At 69.0% G+C, this 18,519-nt stretch carries 19 protein-coding genes; 16 read left to right on the forward strand and 3 right to left on the reverse strand.

The annotated features are described in order from the left end of the window. Window positions 1-90: 90 nt before the first annotated feature. Window positions 91-342 carry a hypothetical protein gene (locus tag AX769_RS10580; RefSeq protein ID WP_066279001.1) on the reverse strand — a complete coding sequence of 84 codons (252 nt, stop codon included), beginning with the start codon at window positions 340-342 and terminating at the stop codon, window positions 91-93. 132 nt (window positions 343-474) lie between these two features. Here AX769_RS10580 and AX769_RS23915 point away from each other — a divergent pair, with 132 nt between their 5' ends. The 7 genes from AX769_RS23915 (at window position 475) to AX769_RS10610 (ending at window position 5,740) form a co-directional block, all read left to right on the forward strand. Continuing rightward, window positions 475-789, forward strand: a complete 315-nt coding sequence (locus AX769_RS23915) for a hypothetical protein (RefSeq protein ID WP_157887568.1) — start codon at window positions 475-477, stop codon at window positions 787-789. Further along, the gene (locus AX769_RS10590; RefSeq protein ID WP_066279007.1) at window positions 789-2,777 is read left to right on the forward strand and encodes an alpha/beta fold hydrolase; all 1,989 of its coding nucleotides are present in this window, start codon (window positions 789-791) and stop codon (window positions 2,775-2,777) included. Before AX769_RS23915 ends, AX769_RS10590 begins: the two co-directional genes overlap by 1 nt. 137 nt (window positions 2,778-2,914) lie before the next feature. Beyond that, a complete protein-coding gene (locus AX769_RS10595) occupies window positions 2,915-3,391 on the forward strand; it encodes a hypothetical protein (protein ID WP_066279011.1) in 477 nt (158 codons plus the stop codon). A 161-nt stretch (window positions 3,392-3,552) separates the two neighbouring features. Continuing rightward, window positions 3,553-4,011, forward strand: coding sequence for a hypothetical protein (locus tag AX769_RS10600; RefSeq protein WP_157887569.1), 459 nt, complete (start codon window positions 3,553-3,555; stop codon window positions 4,009-4,011). 397 nt (window positions 4,012-4,408) lie between these two features. Beyond that, window positions 4,409-4,573, forward strand: a complete 165-nt coding sequence (locus AX769_RS23920; RefSeq protein WP_157887570.1) for a hypothetical protein — start codon at window positions 4,409-4,411, stop codon at window positions 4,571-4,573. A gap of 220 nt (window positions 4,574-4,793) precedes the next feature. Next, a complete protein-coding gene (locus AX769_RS10605) occupies window positions 4,794-5,150 on the forward strand; it encodes a hypothetical protein (RefSeq protein WP_066279015.1) in 357 nt (118 codons plus the stop codon). 119 nt (window positions 5,151-5,269) lie between these two features. Then, window positions 5,270-5,740, forward strand: coding sequence for a hypothetical protein (locus AX769_RS10610; protein ID WP_066279016.1), 471 nt, complete (start codon window positions 5,270-5,272; stop codon window positions 5,738-5,740). 45 nt (window positions 5,741-5,785) lie between these two features. Here AX769_RS10610 and AX769_RS10615 read toward each other — a convergent pair whose 3' ends face one another. Then, entirely contained in the window at window positions 5,786-7,726 is a 1,941-nt protein-coding gene (locus tag AX769_RS10615) for a sodium:proton antiporter (protein ID WP_082764050.1), read from the reverse strand. Window positions 7,727-7,825: 99 nt separating this feature from the next. Here AX769_RS10615 and AX769_RS10620 point away from each other — a divergent pair, with 99 nt between their 5' ends. From AX769_RS10620 to AX769_RS10630, 3 genes are all read left to right on the forward strand, one after another. Further along, entirely contained in the window at window positions 7,826-9,373 is a 1,548-nt protein-coding gene (locus AX769_RS10620) for a carboxylesterase/lipase family protein (protein ID WP_066279021.1), read from the forward strand. A gap of 82 nt (window positions 9,374-9,455) precedes the next feature. Further along, on the forward strand, window positions 9,456-10,712 hold the full coding sequence (locus AX769_RS10625; RefSeq protein WP_082763722.1) for an inorganic phosphate transporter: 1,257 nt from the start codon (window positions 9,456-9,458) through the stop codon (window positions 10,710-10,712). After that, window positions 10,709-10,921: a hypothetical protein gene (locus tag AX769_RS10630; RefSeq protein WP_066279023.1), complete on the forward strand. Its 213-nt coding sequence runs from the start codon at window positions 10,709-10,711 to the stop codon at window positions 10,919-10,921. Before AX769_RS10625 ends, AX769_RS10630 begins: the two co-directional genes overlap by 4 nt. On the opposite strand, the gene AX769_RS10635 is transcribed toward AX769_RS10630, so the two are convergent. Beyond that, window positions 10,896-11,810 (reverse strand): ferritin-like domain-containing protein, encoded by a 915-nt coding sequence (locus tag AX769_RS10635; protein ID WP_157887571.1) that lies wholly within the window; start codon window positions 11,808-11,810, stop codon window positions 10,896-10,898. The two genes, AX769_RS10630 and AX769_RS10635, sit on opposite strands and share 26 nt — an antisense overlap. Window positions 11,811-12,010: 200 nt before the next feature. On the opposite strand from AX769_RS10635, the gene AX769_RS10640 reads away from it, so the two are divergent. The 6 genes from AX769_RS10640 to AX769_RS10660 all read left to right on the forward strand — a co-directional run bounded on the left by AX769_RS10640 (window position 12,011) and on the right by AX769_RS10660 (window position 18,518). Continuing rightward, window positions 12,011-12,946 carry a diacylglycerol kinase family protein gene (locus AX769_RS10640; RefSeq protein WP_066279025.1) on the forward strand — a complete coding sequence of 312 codons (936 nt, stop codon included), beginning with the start codon at window positions 12,011-12,013 and terminating at the stop codon, window positions 12,944-12,946. A 432-nt stretch (window positions 12,947-13,378) separates the two neighbouring features. After that, window positions 13,379-13,804, forward strand: a complete 426-nt coding sequence (locus tag AX769_RS10645; protein WP_157887572.1) for a hypothetical protein — start codon at window positions 13,379-13,381, stop codon at window positions 13,802-13,804. A gap of 544 nt (window positions 13,805-14,348) precedes the next feature. Then, complete coding sequence (locus AX769_RS10650) at window positions 14,349-14,975, forward strand: PadR family transcriptional regulator (RefSeq protein WP_066279031.1); 627 nt, start codon at window positions 14,349-14,351, stop codon at window positions 14,973-14,975. A gap of 50 nt (window positions 14,976-15,025) precedes the next feature. Beyond that, on the forward strand, window positions 15,026-15,712 hold the full coding sequence (locus AX769_RS10655) for an ABC transporter ATP-binding protein (protein ID WP_066283499.1): 687 nt from the start codon (window positions 15,026-15,028) through the stop codon (window positions 15,710-15,712). Next, entirely contained in the window at window positions 15,709-16,755 is a 1,047-nt protein-coding gene (locus AX769_RS25195; protein WP_239451755.1) for a hypothetical protein, read from the forward strand. The genes AX769_RS10655 and AX769_RS25195 overlap by 4 nt, the downstream gene beginning before the upstream one ends. Then, complete coding sequence (locus tag AX769_RS10660; RefSeq protein WP_369824097.1) at window positions 16,734-18,518, forward strand: FtsX-like permease family protein; 1,785 nt, start codon at window positions 16,734-16,736, stop codon at window positions 18,516-18,518. Before AX769_RS25195 ends, AX769_RS10660 begins: the two co-directional genes overlap by 22 nt. The last annotated feature ends 1 nt before the right edge of the window (window position 18,519 follow it).

Below are 18,519 nucleotides of genomic sequence, written 5' to 3' on the forward strand. Positions count from 1 at the left end.
CACTACCATCCCGACACGACGCACGCACCGCCCCGGACCCTGCCGGGCGGTGCGTTCGTGTTTCCGCTGTCGATTCCTTTTGCGCCCGGCTCAGCCGTTGAGCGGGTGCTCGACGTCGCGCGAGCCGTCGGCCGTCGCGCGCATCACGGGGCGGATGAAGAAGTCGATGATGCCGAAGAGCACTGCGCCCATGAAGGCGAAGACCGCGTAGCTGTCGAACCGGCGTGCCGTGTCACCGCCGTGCGAGGCGAGCGCGATCGAGAGCACGTACATCACGAGCGCCGCCACGATGAACAGAACGACGATGACGATGAACAGTCGGTGGAGCGCGAGTCGAGTCACTCCGCGATGCTACGCGCAGCGAACCGGTCGTCAGGCCGCGCTCTCTCCACAGCGAGATAGTCCGATACTCCTGGATGACGTGTGATGTGCTAATTTTTCTCGAAACCGACAGAGGCGGCGAGGGGAGTGGAAGTGAGCACGTATTCGGTCGATCCCGATGCACTGCGGTCGATGGCGCACGCCGTCGGGCTCTGCATCGACTCGGTGCCGCTCGGTGCCCTGGGGGATGTCGAGGGCTGCGGCAGCCGGAAGGTGGCGGGGGCGGTCGACGAGATGGGGGTGTGGCGCCGAGTCACGTGGAAGCAGGCCGAGGCGTCGCTGAGCGATCTCTGCTCAGGGGCGACCGAGGCCGCGAACCTCTACGAGGCGACCGACTCGGGCGTCTCGCGAGCTGCGGCGTCTGCCGGCGTGAGTGTGGGCGCCGGGGCCGGCGGGGGCGTGGGCTGATGGCCGACTGGTCTGACGACGATCCTGGAGCCGGCGACATGGCCGCGATCGAGTTGCTCGCATCTCGACTGGCCGACGACGAGCACTCGGCTGCGGGTATCTCGTCGGTGCTCGCGGGGGCGCTCGGGGCCGTGCCGTCGTTCTGGTCAGGATCCGGGGCCGAGACCTGGTCACGCACCGCGGGTCGGCAGAAGGCCGACCTGGTTCTGCTGTCGAACGCGGGCGAGTCGGCGTCTCGCGCTGCGCGCCGGTACGCGTCGGAGGTCGAAGACATCGCCCGCCTCGCCCGGGTGCAGATCGCCGCGCTGGGGGAGGCTCGGCTCGCGCTCGGGCGCACGTACGCCGACGATCCCGCGGCTCTGCCCGATGACGACGAGGTGCGGCGCCGGCAACGTCTGCGCGACGATGCGGCCGACGACGCCGCGTACGCTGCGAAGGCGCTCTCCGGGCTGGTGGCTCAGCGAGAGAAGGCCGATGCGACCTTCGTCTCGGCGCTCCGGTCGGTCCTCCCGGCGACCTGGCCTGCCGAGAAGGCAGCCTTCGCGACGCTCGGTGTCTCCCACCCCGACCGGGTCAGCGTCCGTGACATCGACCGTCTCGTCGACGACTATGTCCACCGTCTTCAGCGCGACTCGAACTCCGTCTCGGCCGAGCAGGCCACCGCCCTCCTCGTCTTCGCCGAGCGCGGCGACGTCCCGCCCGAGCGCGTCCTGTCGCTGCTCGAATCGCATCCGGCCCTCGCCTCCGCCCTCACCCACGTCGACTCGAACGTCGTCGCGGCGTGGTGGCGCGGCCTCGACGACCCCGGCTCAGCCGCTGCCGGCCTCAGCCGCTCGGCACCGCAGCGGGCTCTCGTCGCCGCTGTGCCCTCGGCCCTCGGCAACCTGAACGGCGTCGCCTACGGGGCGCGCGACTCTGCCAATCGCGCCGTGCTCGCGAAGTCGATCGCCTCGACTGAAGCCGAGATCGCCGCCATGAAGGAGTCGGGCGCGCCGATCGTCCCCTGGTTCCGGAACGAGTACGACACCCATCTCGGGGTCCTGCAGAGGCGCCTCGAATCGCTGGAGAACATCCAGGACAGCCTCGACTCGCCCAGGGGAAGCGCCGCTCGACGACAGCTCGTCTCGCTCACGTCCGACGAGCCCCCTCTCGCTGCCGTTTCGATCGGTGACCTCGACCGTGCCGCCAGCGTCACCTACATGGTTCCGGGCATGGGCTCGTCGACGCGCGAGATCACGGGCTGGGCGCGGGCTTCGCAGAACCTCTACGACCAGCAGTTCCACGCGACCAGCATTCTCAATCTTGCTGTCGTCGCCTGGGTCGGATATAAGAGCCCCGCACAGCCGTCACCGGACAATCCGGATCTTGGTGTTCTTTCGAGTCGCAAAGCCCAAGAGGGTGCTAACCGATTGGCCGACGACCTGTCGGGTCTCAATGCGACCAGACGTGGGTCGACAGTCTCTCTGAACGTCGTAGGCCATTCTTACGGGACGACGACCGCGTCTCTGGCGCTTGCTCAGCATCGTCTGCACGTTGACTCGTTCGTCTCAGTGGCGTCCGCAGGAATCGACCGGTCTATAGGCACGGCCAGTGACATTCATGCCTCACACGTCTTCGCCGAGCAGGCTCGAGACTCGCTGCCTCTTCTTGAGGACGGCAAGGGCGATCAGTGGGCGTGGGTTGGCCGAGCCGGCGGCCGTCGGGACAATCCCATGGATCCTGGGTTTGGTGCCGTACGAATGGACGTCAACGGCGTCCTCGGCGATGAGTCGCTTCGCGGCATCACTGCCCACGATCAGCTCGTTCATGACGATCTCGACTCGAGTTCTGGCTATGGATATTTCGACAACATGACGGAGTCGTTGAAGAACGTCGCCCTGGCTACTACCGGGCAAGGATCACGGGCCCCTCCCTTCTTGGCCCCGCAGCAGAGGGATCCAGTTATTGAGCTGCTCGACCCAGTAACCGGTGGAGGGGCCGGCAAGTGAGTGTCTTCTCGCAGGCCAGAGTGCGTGCAACTTCCATGGTCATTGCGTTCGTGCTGAGTGCGTCCCTGTCGGCGTGTTCGGCGTTTCCGGCCGCGCCCAATTCGGCAGGCCCATCATTGAACGAAGGGATTCATACAATGGGCAAAACACCCAGGCAGGCGGTCGACGAGCTCTATGCCTTTTACGCGGAGACGGTGAGGGCCCTCGGGGAAGACGGCTGGCAAGATCCGCCCTCAGACGGCAACGTCGACGGACAGATTCCAGACCCGTGTCGATTGTCCGACGGTTCGCAAGGGGTGCGCTACACGACGTGGCTTGATGGCCCGGGTCACATTGACGCCGAGGCGGCGGCCCACCGCGTGGCCGAGATTTGGCGAGAGCGCGGGCTCGTTGTTGTCGACAGGGTTCCCGTTGGCCGGGAGGATCCGCAGGTAGAGACGCGCGGGTCCAACGAGTGGGTCGTCGCTCAGTACACGGCGGACGCCACGGGATCTTCCCTTCAGATACTTTCAGCGTGCGTGCCGGGTAGCGAAGAGGTACTCCACCGGAAGATCGTCGAAAATCGCGAGCGGCGAGCACATCCCAGCCCGTCTGTTTCATCCCCGGCAGGATGACGCTCACGCATGGAGTCGGCCGCGCGGCGCGCCTCCTGTGATGGCGTCTAGAAAAAAAGGATTGCACATGGACGCGAGTCGTGGTTTGTGCCTTCCTTATGGTCGGTCTTGGCTCGTGCACCGAAGCGGCGCCCAGGGATACCGGAGAGATGATGAGGACTATGACGCCAGAGCAGGCTGTCGACGGCATGTACCGGTTTTATAACGCGACAGTGGCGCATTTGGCACAAGACGGGTGGGAACCCATCCCTTCCGACGGCAATGTTGAGGGGCAAATCCCCGAACCATGCGCACTCGATGATGGTTCGGAAGGTGTGCGGTATTCGGCGGGATTCTTGGGGCCGGGCCAAGCGGATCCATTGGAAGCGGCCAAGGCGCTTGCAACGTACTGGGAAGGCCTGGGGCTGAAGGCAGAGGCACTCGTTCCCGCCAACCCGAAGAATCCCCGAATGATCGCCAACGGTGTGAATTCATCGATCAACGCGCAGTACATGGTGAGGAAGGAGGGCGCTTCCTTGAGTTTTGTCTCGGGCTGCGCAAAGGGGAGCGAGAAAGCGCTCCACGACAAGGTCGTGCAGAACCGCGAGAGATCGGCTCGTCCGACGCCGCCCTCGGAGTGATCGATGCCTCCAATGCGCGTCGCACGCTCCTCAGCTGTCGCTGTGTCCGCCGTTGCGGCCCTCCTCCTCGTGGGTTGCTGTCGATCCGAATCGCCGCAGCGGCGCACCGTGACCGGCCAAAGCACCCCGGCGGCGGCGGTCGAATCGACCTACGCGTTTTATGAAGAGACGGTCAAAAGCCTTGGAGAGGCCGGTTGGCAATCGCGGTCGAGCGACGGGAATGTCGACGGACAGATCCCCGAGGGATGCCGCCTGACCGACGGCTCCCCGGGTGTCAAATACACGATCCTGCTGGGCGGCCCCGGGCAAGCCAGTCCGCTTGAAGCAGCTCGCCGAGTGCAGTCCATTTGGTCGGCTATGGGCTACAAAGCTGAAGTGAAAGTTCGGGAGAATCCTCATGATCGCAGAGGGAGACAGCGATGCGATCGGCGTGGAATACATGGTGGACGGCGTGCGCGCATCGATGACACTCATCACGACCTGTGTTGCCGGCGACGAAAAGCGCCTCCACGAGAAAGTCGTGCAGAACCGATCCGCAAGCCCGCTTCCTCCCTCGGAGTGATGCATGCCTCCCATTCGCGTTGCAGCCGCGTTCATCGTTCTCGTCGCCAGTGCGCTCTGCCTTGTCAGTTGCGCTCAAGGCGGATCGGCGTGACCGCGCGCCGCGACAAGTGACGGCACGCTGGCCGAGGCGGTCGATTCGATCTCTGCGTTCTATGCCAAGACGACAAATGCAATCGGCGAGAAGGATTGGCCGAGAACCCCGTCGGACGGCAACGTCGATGGTCGAAGTCCTACCGGGGCTCGAGGCTGGCAAGGGGGACGAGTGGGCCGCCGTCGGGCGTCTCGGCAGCGGCCGCGGAAATCCGATCAGCGAGTCTTTCGATGCTCAGCGCGCGAACTCCAGTGGCGTACTCGGCAATGAAGAACTACACGGCGTAACCGCCCACGACCAGCTGGTCCACAACACGGCGGACCCAGCGTCTGGGTACGGCTACTTCGATAATCGCACCGAGGCGTTGAACAACACCGCCCTTGCGTCGACCGGTCAAAGTTCGCGTGTCTCGGCCTACGTGCCGCCACCGCTGACGCTTCTGCAGGAGAGACTGCGAAACCCAATCATCGTTGGCACGCCATGAGGTCGCCGGAGCGATGGAGCCAACGCATTTTAACGATAGCCGTGTGTTTACTGTTGTCCGCTGGACTCGCGTCATGCGTCAAGGAACCGACGGCTCGACAACCCAAAGGAGAGACGACCATGACACCCGCGCAGGCCATCGACGGCATGTACGAGCTCTATGCGAAGACAGTCGCGCATCTCGAGCAGGACGGTTGGGATCCTGCTCCGGAGGACGGCAACGTCGATGGCCAAATACCAGAGCCCTGCGTTCTTGCCGACGGCTCCCGTGGCGTTCGATATTCGATTGTTCTTCTGGGACCAGGTCAGGCCGAACCGTTAGCCGCTGCGAAGTTCATCGCGTCGTTCTGGAAGAGTGTCGGACTCACGTCGCAGGCAGCCGTTCCGTCCAATCCGAAGAATTCGATGATGATCGCGAACGGTATCAGTTCCTCCGTCGATGCTCAGTACACGGTGAGTCAGGAGGGGGCGTCACTGAGTCTTGAATCGGCATGCGCGGCCGGAGACGAGGAAGCTCTGCACGAGAAAGTCGTGCAGAACCGCGAGCGGGCGGCAAGCGCGAGCCCGTCGCCCACGCCACCGGTCGACTGAGGCGCGGCCCGGAGCCGCGGCGCCGCCGCAGCCGCAGTTCACTCCCTACGACCGCGTCCGCGCAACCGCCGAAGTGTCCATCGCGAGCTCCTCCGCGTCGAGGCCGAGCAGCACGCGGCGCATGACCTCCTCGTCGAGGTTGCCGGCGTCGCGCTCGCGGAGGACGACCTCGCGGCGCTTCTGCAGCAGCTCGCGCCGGATGCTGGCCAGCGCCCGCGCGTTGTTGCGCGACGGCTTGACGAGAGTCGGGTCGGGGGTGATGTCGGCCACAGCCACGTGCGGGGTGCTGCGGAGGTCCGAGCCGCGCTCGAGCGACGGCATCTCCACCGCCTCGGCTTCCGACTCAGCGGCGGCCGACGACTCTGCCTCGGCCGCCGACTCGGCGCCGCCAGAAGCCGACCCCTCGCCGCCAGGAGACGTCTCACCCGACCGCCCCTCGGCCCCGACACTGCCTTCCGAAGAGCCCGACGCCTGCTCGGCCTCGACCTCTTCGGCCTCGTCGCGGTCCTCGCGCATGCCCTGCCGGAAGGCGGCGTCCTGGCGCTGCAGGCGCTCCTTCAGGATCACGATGCCGCGGTCGATCGGCTCGTCGCCCCACTCCTTCGCCCACGCGTCACGGCGCTTGTCGAGATAGCCGACGGCCTCCTGCGTGCTGTTCGAGACGAGCCGCAGCTCGGCCTGCACGTCGCGCTCGGCCTGCTGGAGGTCTTGCACCTTGAGCTTTCGGATCACGGAGGGCAGCGTCAGGCCTTGCAGCAGCAGCGTGCCGGTCGTCACGACGAACGCGATGAGGAACATCGTGTCGCGCGCCGAGACGACATGCCCCTTGACGGACTCGGGGATGGAGACCGCGGCCGCCAGCGTGACCACGCCGCGCATGCCCGTCCACGAGATCACCGTGAGCTGCTGCCAGGTCAGCTTGGGGTCGGCCCGACCCCAGATCATCCTGGTCACCCGGGCTCTTCGGAACCGCCGCAGGCGCGAGTACACGAACCGCCGCATCACCCTCGACCAGTAGTAGGTGGCGAAGATGAACGCCGGTCTGACGAGGATCACGACCCCGAGCACGACGAACGCGACCCCGACGCTCTCGCCGATGCTGCGGCCGCTCGCCCCGACATCGGAGACGACGGTCTTCAGCTGCAGCCCGATCAGCGCGAACACGAACCCCTCGAGGGTGACGTCGGCCGCCGCCCAGATGGGGCGCTCCTGCAGCCGCGCCGCGTAGCCGGACTTCGGCGAGTTGTAGCCGACGTACAGCCCGGCTGCGACGACGGCGAGCACACCCGAACCCTCGAGCTGCTCGGCCACGATGTAGGCGAGGAAGGGCAGGATCAGCCCGATCACCGTCTCGACGACCGGGTCTTTGACGCGCATGCGGATGAAGTGCGCCACGACACCGAGCACCAGCCCGACGCCCACGCCGACGCCGATCGCCAGGGCGAAGATGCCGAGATCCTGCCCGATCGAGAGCGCGGCGCCACCGATGATCAACAGGAACACCTTCACAAGCGTCAGCGAGGCGGCGTCGTTGATGAGGCTCTCGCCCGAGATCACGGCCATCACCTTGCGGGGCAGCCCGAGTTTGCGGCCGATCGCCGCGGCCGACACGGCGTCGGGCGGTGCGACGACGGCCCCGACCAGGATGGCGGCCGGCAGGGTCATATCGGGGATGAGGTTGTAGGCGACGAACCCGACGACGAGAGCGGTGACGAGCACGAGGAAGATGCCCAGGCGCCGGATCGGCACGAGACTCTGCCGGAAGTTCTGGAACGACACGTCGAGCGACGCCGAGTAGAGCAGCGGCGGCAGGATCACCGTCAGGATGACCTCGGAGTCGATGTGGATGGGCGGCACCCCGGGGATGAACGACACCAACAGGGCCACCGCCACGACCAGCAGCGGTGCAGGCAGACCCCGCCAGCGGGCGAACGCCGTCACGGCGAGAGACCCTGCAAGCAGAAGGAGCAGTTCGAGAAGTTCCATGGCGGATCCGTCCGTCGCGGTCAGGGTACCCATTGTGTCAGGTGCCGCCGACGCTCGCCCTGAGTGCGGTGTTCACCCCCGGCCTCTAGCATCGCCCGCGTGACGAGCACGACGGCGGGCAGCGCGACGATCAGGGCGACCACGGGCGGCGACGTCCGCGGTGTCTCCGAGCGCAGGATCCTGACGTGGCGGGGCATCCCCTACGCTGCGGCCCCGATCGGCGACCTCCGCTTTCGTGCGCCCGCGCCTGCGCCGGCCTGGACGGGTGTCCGCGACGCCGCCCACTTCGGCCCCGCCGCCCCGCAGGATCGCACGCAGTTCGTCGGCATCGACGCCACGACGCCGCAGAGCGAGGACTGCCTGACGATCAACGTCATCGCGCCGGAGGGATCGACCGCCGAGGATCGGAGGCCGGTCATGGTCTACATCCACGGCGGCGCATACGCGGTGGGTTCGTCGCGCGAGTTCCCGCGCCAGGGCGAGAACTTCGTCCGCGACGGGGGCATCGTCTACGTCAGCTTCAACTATCGGCTCGGCGGCTTCGGCTACGTCGACTTCAGCGCCTGGTCCACCGCCCAGGCGCCGATCGAGTCGAACCTAGGCCTCCGCGACCAGGTGGCCGCCCTCGAGTGGGTACGCGACAACGTCGCCTCGTTCGGCGGTGATCCTGACCGGGTCACCATCTGCGGCGAGAGCTCCGGCGCCAACGCGGTGACGACGCTGATGGCGGTGCCCCGGGCGAACGGGCTCTTCGCCCGCGCGATCGCCCAGTCGTCGCCCGCGAACGCGATCTACCCGCCGGAGGTGACCGAGCGCTGGGCGGGCGACTTCCTCGAGATCCTGAGCCGTGTCGTCCGAGACTCCGACCTCGAGTCGACGTCGCACGACGGTGGCGGCTCCCTTCTGCGGGCTGCCTCGACGCACGCGATGGTGAAGGCGACAGCCGCACTCTTCCACCGCACGCCCGACGACCAGCCCGGCTCGATCTTCTTGTCACCGGTGATCGACGGCGACTTCCTGCCCGAACGCCCGCTCGACGCGTTCAAGGCCGGGCGGGCGCACCCCGTGCCGCTCATCATCGGCACCAACGACCGCGAGGGCTCCGTCTTCACCGGGCGCCGCGACATCCTCGCGACCACGCCCCTGCGCATCCGGTCGATCTTCGCCAACACCAAGAAGAAGGCGCGCAAGGCGATCACAGCGCAGTATCCGGGGCTCCCCGCCCGCCGCCCCGCCCTCGACTTCGGCGGAGACTTCTCGTTCTGGTTCCCGACGGTCAAGGTCGCCGAGCGCCACGCGCGCTTCGCGAAGGTGTACTTCTACCGGTTCGACGCCGCGCCTCGCATCCTGCGGGTCGCCGGCGTCGACGCTTTCCACGGGCTGGACCTCTACGCGCTGTTCGACCGGATGGACGGCGCGTTCGGGAGGACGATGAGCCTGCTGGGCGGCCGACGGGCCTTCCTCCGGACGGCGGGCAGGATGCAGCGGCGCTGGCTGGAGTTCGTCCGCACGGGGGCGATCGCGGACTGGCCGTCGTACGACCCCTTCCGTCGCCGCACCCTCATCATCGACACCGTCGACCGGGTCGAGTTCGACCCGAGGGGCGAGCGGCGGCGCGTCTGGCAGAGCTTCGTGCCGCATCTCTGACGAGCCGGCCGTCGAGCCCTCGTTCACACTGCATTCACGCTCAGGTTGACTCTCGTTCACTCGGGCTGGAAGAGTGACCGCAGTGAATCTCACAGTCATCGTCGTCCTGGTCATCGTGTTGGCCGTCTTCTTCGACTTCACGAACGGCTTCCACGACACGGCCAACGCGATGGCGACACCGATCGCCACCGGTGCGATGAGGCCACGGGTCGCGGTGACGGTGGCCGCGTGCCTCAACCTCGTCGGCGCGTTCCTCTCGACCGAGGTCGCGAAGACGATCTCGGGCGGCATCATCCGCGAGGGCCCGGGCGGCGTCGACATCACGCCGACCATGATCTTCGCCGGGCTCGTCGGCGCCGTGATCTGGAACATGATCACCTGGCTGCGCGGCCTGCCGTCGTCGTCGTCCCATGCTCTCTTCGGCGGTCTCATCGGCGCCGCCGTCGTCGGCGCCGGCCTCGACTCGGTCGACTTCGGCGTCGTCCTGTCGAAGGTCGTGCTGCCGGCCGTTCTCGCACCGCTCGTCGCCGGCCTCGTCGCCTTCACGTGCACGCGGCTCGCCTACTTCATCACCCGCCGCCCCAACGCGAAGAACCAGCGCGGCGGATTCCGCGTCGGGCAGATCTTCACCTCGTCGATGGTGGCGCTCGCGCACGGCACCAACGACGCGCAGAAGACCATGGGCGTGATCACGCTGACCTTGATCGCGGGCGGGTTCCTGTCGTCGAACGCGTCGCCGCCCATCTGGGTGATCATCGTCTGCGCCTTCGCCATCGCGATGGGCACGTACACCGGCGGCTGGCGCATCATCCAGACGCTCGGCGGCGGTCTCACCGACGTGAAGGCGACACAGGGCTTCTCGGCCGAGGCGTCGACCGCCGCGACGGTCCTCGCCTCCAGCCACCTCGGCTTCGCGCTCTCGACGACTCAGGTGTCGTCGGGCTCGATCATCGGCGCGGGGCTCGGCCGCCGCGGGTCGAAGATCCAGTGGGGCACCGCCGGCAAGATCGTCATCGCCTGGTTCATCACCCTTCCCGCCTCGGGTGCCGTCGGCGCCGTCTGCGAGCTGATCGCGCGCCTCGGCGTGATCGGCCTCGTCATCGACGCCCTGCTCGGCGCCGCCGTCATCGTGGGCATCTTCGTCGCATCGCGGCGCAAGCCCGCCGAGCAGTCGAACGCCCTGGAGGTCGACGTCGCCATGAACTCCGTGCTCACCCGCAGAGAGCGCCGCGCCCTGCTCAAGAAGCGCAGCGACGAGATGCTCGAGGCGCGCCGCCGCCTGAGCGACGAGTCGTCGCTCTTCGAGCTCGGCGCCGAGGTCGACGGGGCTCCGCGATGATCGACTGGCTCGCCTTCGTCATCGTCGCCCTGGTCTCGCTGATCTCGGCTGCCGCGGTCGTCGTCATCTTCGCCTTCGGCCTGCGGCTGCTCGCCATCGACGCCCGCCCGGCGGTGGCGACGGTCGGCGCGTACGCCTGCTTCGTGGTGTGCGCGCTCGGCGCGCTCTACGGCATCTACCTGGTCATTCCGCAGTTCCACGGCGGCTGAACTGTCCCTGTTGCGGTGACACCCCGTGATTCGGCCGACCTCCCGGTGCCGCGGCGCTGGGACCTCGGCCGGAATCGAGGGTTTCGCTCTGATCGCGGTCCGGTGAAGGACGACCGAGCACCGACCAGGCCGCCCGCGCGAACTCGGTGAACGCGCGGCATCCGTACGAGACAGGATGCAGCCCGCACGCGGCCAGCGCGGCTCGGTGGTCGATCAGCAACACTGCCGTGGCGCCGACGGCGACGACCGACCAGCCGGCGCCGACGACGATCCGGGCGGGCAGCGGGGTCGCGCGAAAGCCCAGGCCGAGACGGTCGCACTGGAATCGCACGTGATCGACCTCGTCGGTCAGGATGCGACGCCCGACGCCGCGGAGGACGGGGTCGGGTGCCTGAGACGCCAGTGCCTCGAACCATCCGAGTGAGACCGTCTCGGCGATGAGGAACAGGGCCAGCTCGGTGCGGAGACCGAGCAGTCGCCGGAGGCGAGTGAAGACGACGTCCGTCCAGTGCCTCGAGAGGGAGGGCGCCCCGAGGTGCAGGAGCCCACGGCGGAAGAGCTTCGAGTGCCGCTGCTCCTCTGCCACGAGCAGTGCGAGCGCCTCGGTGTAGACGGGGTCGCCGGCTTTTCGCGCCAGCGCCAGCAGGTGCGCGCCATCGCCGTCCTCGCCGAGTTCGAAGCGCTGGAACGAGTGAGCGAACGCACGACGCGCTCCGGGCGTGAGAGCGCAGGGAGCCGACCAGTCGACCTCGCGCTCGATCCGGTGCTGACGTTCGACGTTGTCGCGGAAGTGCGTCACCCATGCGGTGAACGAGGATTCGCGGTCGGTCGTCTCGGTCGTGTCGGCAGCCTCAGCCCTCTGGCCTGCTGCAGTGGTGTCGTCGATCATGCGGCGAGCCTACGAACAGCGGGATCCCGATTCGACGGCGACGGCCGGATCTCGACACCGAGGACGACGGCTGATGGTGTTGATTCGGTCGGAGGTCGCTCGGAGCTCTCTCGATGTGCGACCTGCGACGGACACGCGCACAGCCGGCCGCGATGCGCGGCCGACCGACGCGGTGACCTCCGGTCTGGCAGGATCGGCGCATGACGACGACGAAGCCACAGCGACTCGCGGTCGCCATCAACCCGTCGGCGTCCTTCGGCCGGGGTCGCCCCGCGGGGCGCGCCGTCGTGACGGCTCTCGAAGCCGCCGGGCACGAGGTGCGGTCGTTGACGCGGTCGTCGCACGCCGACCTTCTGGCCGCCGCATCGGCCGCGCTCGCCGAGGGCGGCGTCGACGCGCTGATCGTGGTCGGCGGCGACGGCATGGTCAGCCTCGGGGCGAACCTCGTGGCCGAGACCGGGGTGCCGCTTGGCATCGTGCCGACGGGCACGGGCAACGACATGGCGCGGGCGCTCGGCCTCCCGCGCGACGACCCGGCCGCGGCGACGGCCCAGCTCGTCGAAGCGCTGCGGCATCCTGCTCGCGTCATCGACGCCCTGCGCGTGCACCGTGCCGACGGTGGCACCACCTGGGTTGCCGGCACGGTGTCAGCCGGTTTCGACGCTTTCGTCAACGAGCGCGCCAACGCCCTCAGGAGGCCACGGGGCCGGCTCCGCTACGACCTCGCGCTGGCCCTCGAGCTGGTGCGTCTGCGGCAGGTCGACTACGACCTCGTGGTCGACGGCGAGCCGAGCCGCGTCGCCGGCACCCTCGTCTCGGTCGGCAACGCCCGCTCGGTCGGCGGTGGTATCGCGCTGCTGCCCGACGCCGTGGTCGACGACGGCGAGCTCGACCTGCTCGTGGTCGATCGACTGTCGCGGCGCACCTTCCTGCGGCTCTTCCCGCGGGTGGCGAAGGGCACGCACGGGACGGACTCCCGAGTGCGGCTGTCGCGGGCGACGCGGGTGTCGATCGCGGCCGAGGGCGTCATCGCCTACGGCGACGGCGAACGGCTGGGGCCGCTGCCGATCGACGTGGAGCTCGTGCCCGGAGCACTGCGGGTATTCGCGCCGCTCCTGCACACCGTGCAGCCCTAGAAAGCCGTGCAGCCCTAGAAAGCCGTGCAGCGCTGGGAAGCCGTGCAGGCCTGGATCAGTACCAGTTGTTCGCCTCGGAGTGCGCCCAGGCGGCGCACGGGGTGCCGTACGAGCCGGAGATGTAGCGGAGGCCCAGATGATCTGCGTGGTGGCGTTGGTCGACCAGTCGCTGGCGACCGAGGCCATCTTCGAGCCGGGCAGCGCCTGCGGGATGCCCGTGGCGCCCGACGGGTTGTACGCCTTGTAGTTCCAGCCCGACTCCTTGCTCCAGAGCGAGACGAGGCACGAGTCCTGGTCGGCGTCCCAGCCGTACTGCGACGCCATCAGGGCCTTGGCGGTGGCTTGGGCTGCGGCGGGCGTGTTCTCGGCCGCTTGCCGGGCTGCGTCGGCCTCTGCCTGAGCCGCGGCCTTCGCCTTCGCGACGGCTGCGGCGTGAACCACGGCGAGGCGCTGGTCGGCCACGGTGGTCGCGGCGCCGACGGTCTCGGCGACGTCCTGCGTGGTCGCCACTCGCTGCATGACGGTGTCGGTGCTCAGGTGCTGGTAGTCGGCGAGCGACGCGATGGCGGTGGTGAGGGGCGCGGCGTTCACCTTGCCTGCGGCGTTCTGCGCAACGAGGTGGCCGGTCGACAGCATCATCGCCGCCTCCGAGTTCGCGTCGGCGCGGGTCACGGCCGAGCCGGCGTGCACCGACAGGCGGCCGCCGGGCTGGTGGCTCACCGTGGCATGGACGGTGGGCGCGGCGCTCGGGAGACCCAGGGAGGTGCCGAGCACGGCGGTGTCGAGGGGAGGGGATCCTGCCGCGCTGTTCACGGCGAAGGCGGTGCCGGCGGCGATCGCCGCGACGGCGACGCCTGAGATCGAGATGGCACGGACGCGACGGCGGCGACGACGGGTCGCCGTGATCGAGCGGCGTGTGCCGGTGTTCGTTGTGACGGTGGTGGAGAAGGGCAAATCGGTCCAATGGGTCGACCGGCTGGTCGGCGCTTCGGCGAGGTCAGGGCAACGCCGAGCTCACGCGCGCGCCTCCTCGGGGTGGCAGGCGCGCCGAGCCGTGCCGCGGCGCCGCACGAGCGGGGGCTCGGGCTGCGACACCTGCGGCAAGCACCGGGTCGGTGGCGGAACATCGGAGGCATCGTCGGCCTCCCGCACTCCGGACCGAGGCTCTGCCTGGCCGCACGGAGGCGAAGTGGCGAGTATGCAGGGCCATTCTGGGCAGGTCCACCGAACTTCCTGCCAGAACCATCTGTGCACCCATGCAAATGCATCGATCCGAAATGCCCTGTTCGGGGGCCTTTTTTGTTCATGTTGGGCTTGACAGTACCGGGTATGTAATACTGGTGGGGTTCACGCCGAGCGTCGTCGGAGATCACCCGACGGCACCGAACAAGGGGGTTCCACCGTGTCCATCCGTCAGAGTTTTCTGGCCATCCTCGATCAGGGCGCCTGCTACGGCTACCAGCTGCGGGCCGAGTTCGAACGCCGCACCGGTGCCACCTGGCCGCTCAACATCGGCCAGATCTACACCACGCTCGACCGGCTCGAACGCGATCGGCTCGTCGAGCGCGACCCCGAGCGCAGCGACGACGGCGAGCACATCTACTACCGCATCACGCCCGGCGGCCACGCCGAGGTGACGGCCTGGCTGTCGTCGCCGGTCGAGCGCACGACAACCGCGCCCCGCGACGAGCTGGCGATGAAGTTGGCGATCGCCGTGACGCTGCCGGGCGTCGACATCGTCGCGCTCATCCAGACGCAGCGCAGCGCTACCTTTCGCGTGCTGCAAGAGCTCACCCGGTCGAAGCACCTGAGCGGCGAGGCCACCAGCGCCGACGACCTCGCCTGGCAACTCGTCGTCGACTCGCTCATCTTCCAGGCCGAGGCCGAGGTCCGCTGGCTCGACCACTCCGAGACGAGGCTCGTGCGTGCGGCGGCCGACGGCTTTGCGGCCCCGTTGCCCCTCGACGACGCACCGGTGCGCCGTGGTCGGCCGGCCCGAGCCGGGCACGGCGAGGAAGCCCGCTCGTGACCGCCGTCGAGACCCCCCGCGACGAGCTGCTGCGCCTCGACGGGGTGTCGATGCATTACGGCCGCGGCGAGACGAGCGTGACCGCCCTGTCGGGAGTCGACCTGACCGTCTCGCGAGGCGAGCTGGTCGCGGTGATGGGGGCGTCCGGATCCGGCAAGTCCACTCTGCTGACCGTCGCCGGCGGCCTCACCGAGCCCACCAGCGGTGAGGTGATCGTCGAGGGGCACTGGCTGAGCCAGATGGGCGCCACGGCCATCGCCGCGCTGCGCCGTCGAAGCCTCGGCTTCGTCTTCCAGGACTTCAACCTCATCCCGTCGCTGACCGCGCTCGAGAACGTGGCTCTGCCGCTCGAACTCGACGGCCTGCCGTCGCGCCGCGCTCGCCGCCCGGCTCTCGACGCACTGGCCGCTGTCGAACTGGCCGATCGTGCCGAGAGGTTCCCGGCCGATCTGTCGGGCGGTCAGCAGCAGAGGGTCGCTATTGCCCGAGCCGTCGTCGGCGGCCGCGCCCTCATCCTCGCCGACGAACCGACCGGGGCGCTCGACTCGACGACCGGAGAGATCGTCCTGCGCATGCTCCGCACCAGGATCGACGCGGGGGCGGGCGGGATCCTGGTGACTCACGATGCGCGGCACGCCGCGTGGGCCGACCGCATCGTCTTCCTCCGCGACGGCCGAATCGTCGACCAGGCGGCCTCGGCCCCGGTCTCGACGCTCTGGGAGGGGGCGGCTCGATGAACGCCACTGGGCGAGCCACCGGCGACGGAGGGGTCCGCGGTGCTTCGCGGATGCGGGCGGTCGGCGCAGTGTCGCTTGCGTGGCGCATGGCGCGGCGGATGGCGCTGCAGTCGGCGGGCCGCAGCGCCCTCGTGGTCGTGCTGATCGCGATCCCGATCCTCGGGCTCGCGGGCATGGACACGATCGAGGCGAGCCATGTCGCGACGCCCATCGAGACCGCGACCATCGAGCTCGGGCACACGCAGGCCATCGTGCAGGTGGTGTCGCCGCCCGATCCGAAGCTGCGGCAGGATCCATTCAATCGCCTCTTCTACGACAGCGGCTCCGGCTCTGGCGGCACTGCGACCGACGCGCTCCGCACCCCGGCCGAGGTGCTCCCCGCGGGCACCCGCATCCTGCCGACGTTCCCGTCGACGGCGGTCGTCCGCACCGCCACCGGGGTGGGATCGCTGACCACCATCGAAGGCGAGGTGTGGGACAGGTCGCTGGCCGGAGCGTTCGACCTCGAGTCAGGGCGTCGCCCGCAGAGGGCCGGCGAGATCCTCGTGTCACCGCACGCTCTCATCCGGCTGGGCATCGGCCTCGGCGGGACCGTCACCGAGCTCCAGCCCGGCAAGCGCACCTTCACCGTCGTCGGCACCCTGCACGACGCGCACTCGCGCGTCTCCGATGACGCTCTCTACGGTGCGACGCACGCCTTCGCCCCGGCACCGACCGACACGACGGACGCCAGCGCCGACGCGAGCAGCGTCGAGTACTACGTGCCCGACCTCGCGCTGCCCTGGCCCGTGGTGCAGCGCCTCAACCACCAGGGCATGACGGTGCTGTCCCGCTCGGTGCTGCTCGACCCGCCCTCTGCCGCCGTCGCTCCCGCATCGACTCCGGGCAGAGCACCTCCTTCGACGTGCTCTTCGTCGCGCTCCTCGGCGCCTTCGGTCTCTTCGAGGTGTGCCTGCTGGCCGGGGCGGCTTTCGCCGTCGGTGCGCGGCACCGGCAGCGGGGCCTGGCCATCCTGTCGAGTGTGGGCGCGACACGACGCATGATCTTCGCGGTGATGTCGATCGAGGGCATCCTGCTGGGCCTCGTCGGCGGCATCCTGGGCACGGGCCTCGGCATCGTCGCGGCCCGCATCGCCGAGCCGATCCTCGCGCAGGGGTCGAGGGCGGCCTACCCCGGCTTCCACGTCGACCCCCGTGCGCTGGCCCTGATCGTCCTCGGCTCGGCAGTCTCCGGTTGGGCAGCCGCTGCGGTGCCGGCACGGTCGGCGTCTCGGGTCGATGTGGTCTCCGCGCTCCGAGGCGCGCGCCGGCCGCCGCGGCCGAGTATCCGCCGGCCGATGATCGGCGTGTTCGTCGCCGCGTTCGGGTCGATTGTCGCTCTGCTGGGCGGCATCGTCACGGTGGCGGCGCACCAGTCGCCGAACACTCGCCCGAGCGTGACGACCGGCGGCATCGTGCTCTTGGTCGCGGGGCCGGTGATCATGCAGATCGGCATGGTGCTGATCGCACCGCTGCTGCTGCGCTGGTCGAGCGCGATCCTGTCACGGTGGGGCACCGGGGCCCGCCTCGGGTCGAGGGACGCCTCGCGGAACCCCGGCCGGGCAGTGCCCGCGCTCGCCGCCATCATGAGCTGCGTCTTCGTTTCCGCTTTCGCGATGTGCCTCGTCTCGGGCGGTCAACAGCAGAGCATCCGCGAGTACGCCTGGCAGGCGCCGCTGCACACGGCTACGGTGAGCCTCTACGATCAGCAGACCGACGGCACTGCGACGCTCGTGCCGGCGACGGGCGTCGTCGCAGCGATCGGCCGCGACCTCCCGCGATCGCGCACGCGCGTGCTCTCCGGCAGCCCCGACTTCGGCGTGCTCGGCGACGCAGTGCCGACCTACACGGCGCCGCGGGTGGCGAAGAAGACGGCCAGCGCGACCGCCCGCGTGGCGTACGGCACATTCGTCGACGACAGCGGGGGCTCGGACCACATCACCGTGGGGTCGCTCGACGACCTGCGGGCGATCCTGGGTGAGTCGGTCTCGCCCGTGTCGCAGGCCACGCTCGCACGCGGGGGAGCAGTCTCTCTCTACCCCGACTACGTCGACCACGGCCGCGTGACGTTCGACACTGTCAAGTCGATCTCGCAGAAGACGCTGCAGAACGGCGGCGTCGCCGGCAAGCCGATCCGCACGGCGTCCGTCGTCGCCGTCGTGCAGAAGCCGGCGCATCCGTTCAGCTACGGCGTGTTCGTGCTGCCGGCGACCGCTGCGCGCCTCGGTATCCACGTCGTGCCGTCCGCCGTCATCGCGACCCCTGCGGCGGCACCGACCACGGCGCAGCTCGACGCGGCGACCAACGACCTCCTCGCCGTGAACCAGAACCTCTATCTGTCGTTCGAAGATGGCCCGCCGCTCTTCGCCGCCCAGTGGTCGTGGGCGCTCCTCGTGCTGACGACCGTCATCGCCCTCGGCGCCTCCAGCATCGCGCTGGCGCTGGCGCGGGCCGACGGCCGGCGCGACAGCGACGTGCTCGTCGCGGTCGGCGCGGCCCCCCGCGTGCAGCGCGCGTTCGGGTTCTGGCAGGGCGTCGTGATCGCCGGCGTCGGCGCTGTCATCGGGGTGGTGCTGGGGCTGGTCCCGGCGTTCGCCCTCGGGCTGAAGACCGCAGGCATGACGAGCGGCTTCATCCCGTTCGCTCCGCCGTGGCTGCAGCTCGGCCTGACCGCCGTCGCCATGCCGCTGCTCATCGCGGGCGGCGCCTGGCTGACCGCGCGGCGGCGGCTGCCGACGCTGCGGACGCGTCGGGATCCTGCCGTCTGAC

The sequence above is a fragment of the Frondihabitans sp. PAMC 28766 genome, from assembly GCF_001577365.1.
Lineage (GTDB): Bacteria > Actinomycetota > Actinomycetes > Actinomycetales > Microbacteriaceae > Frondihabitans.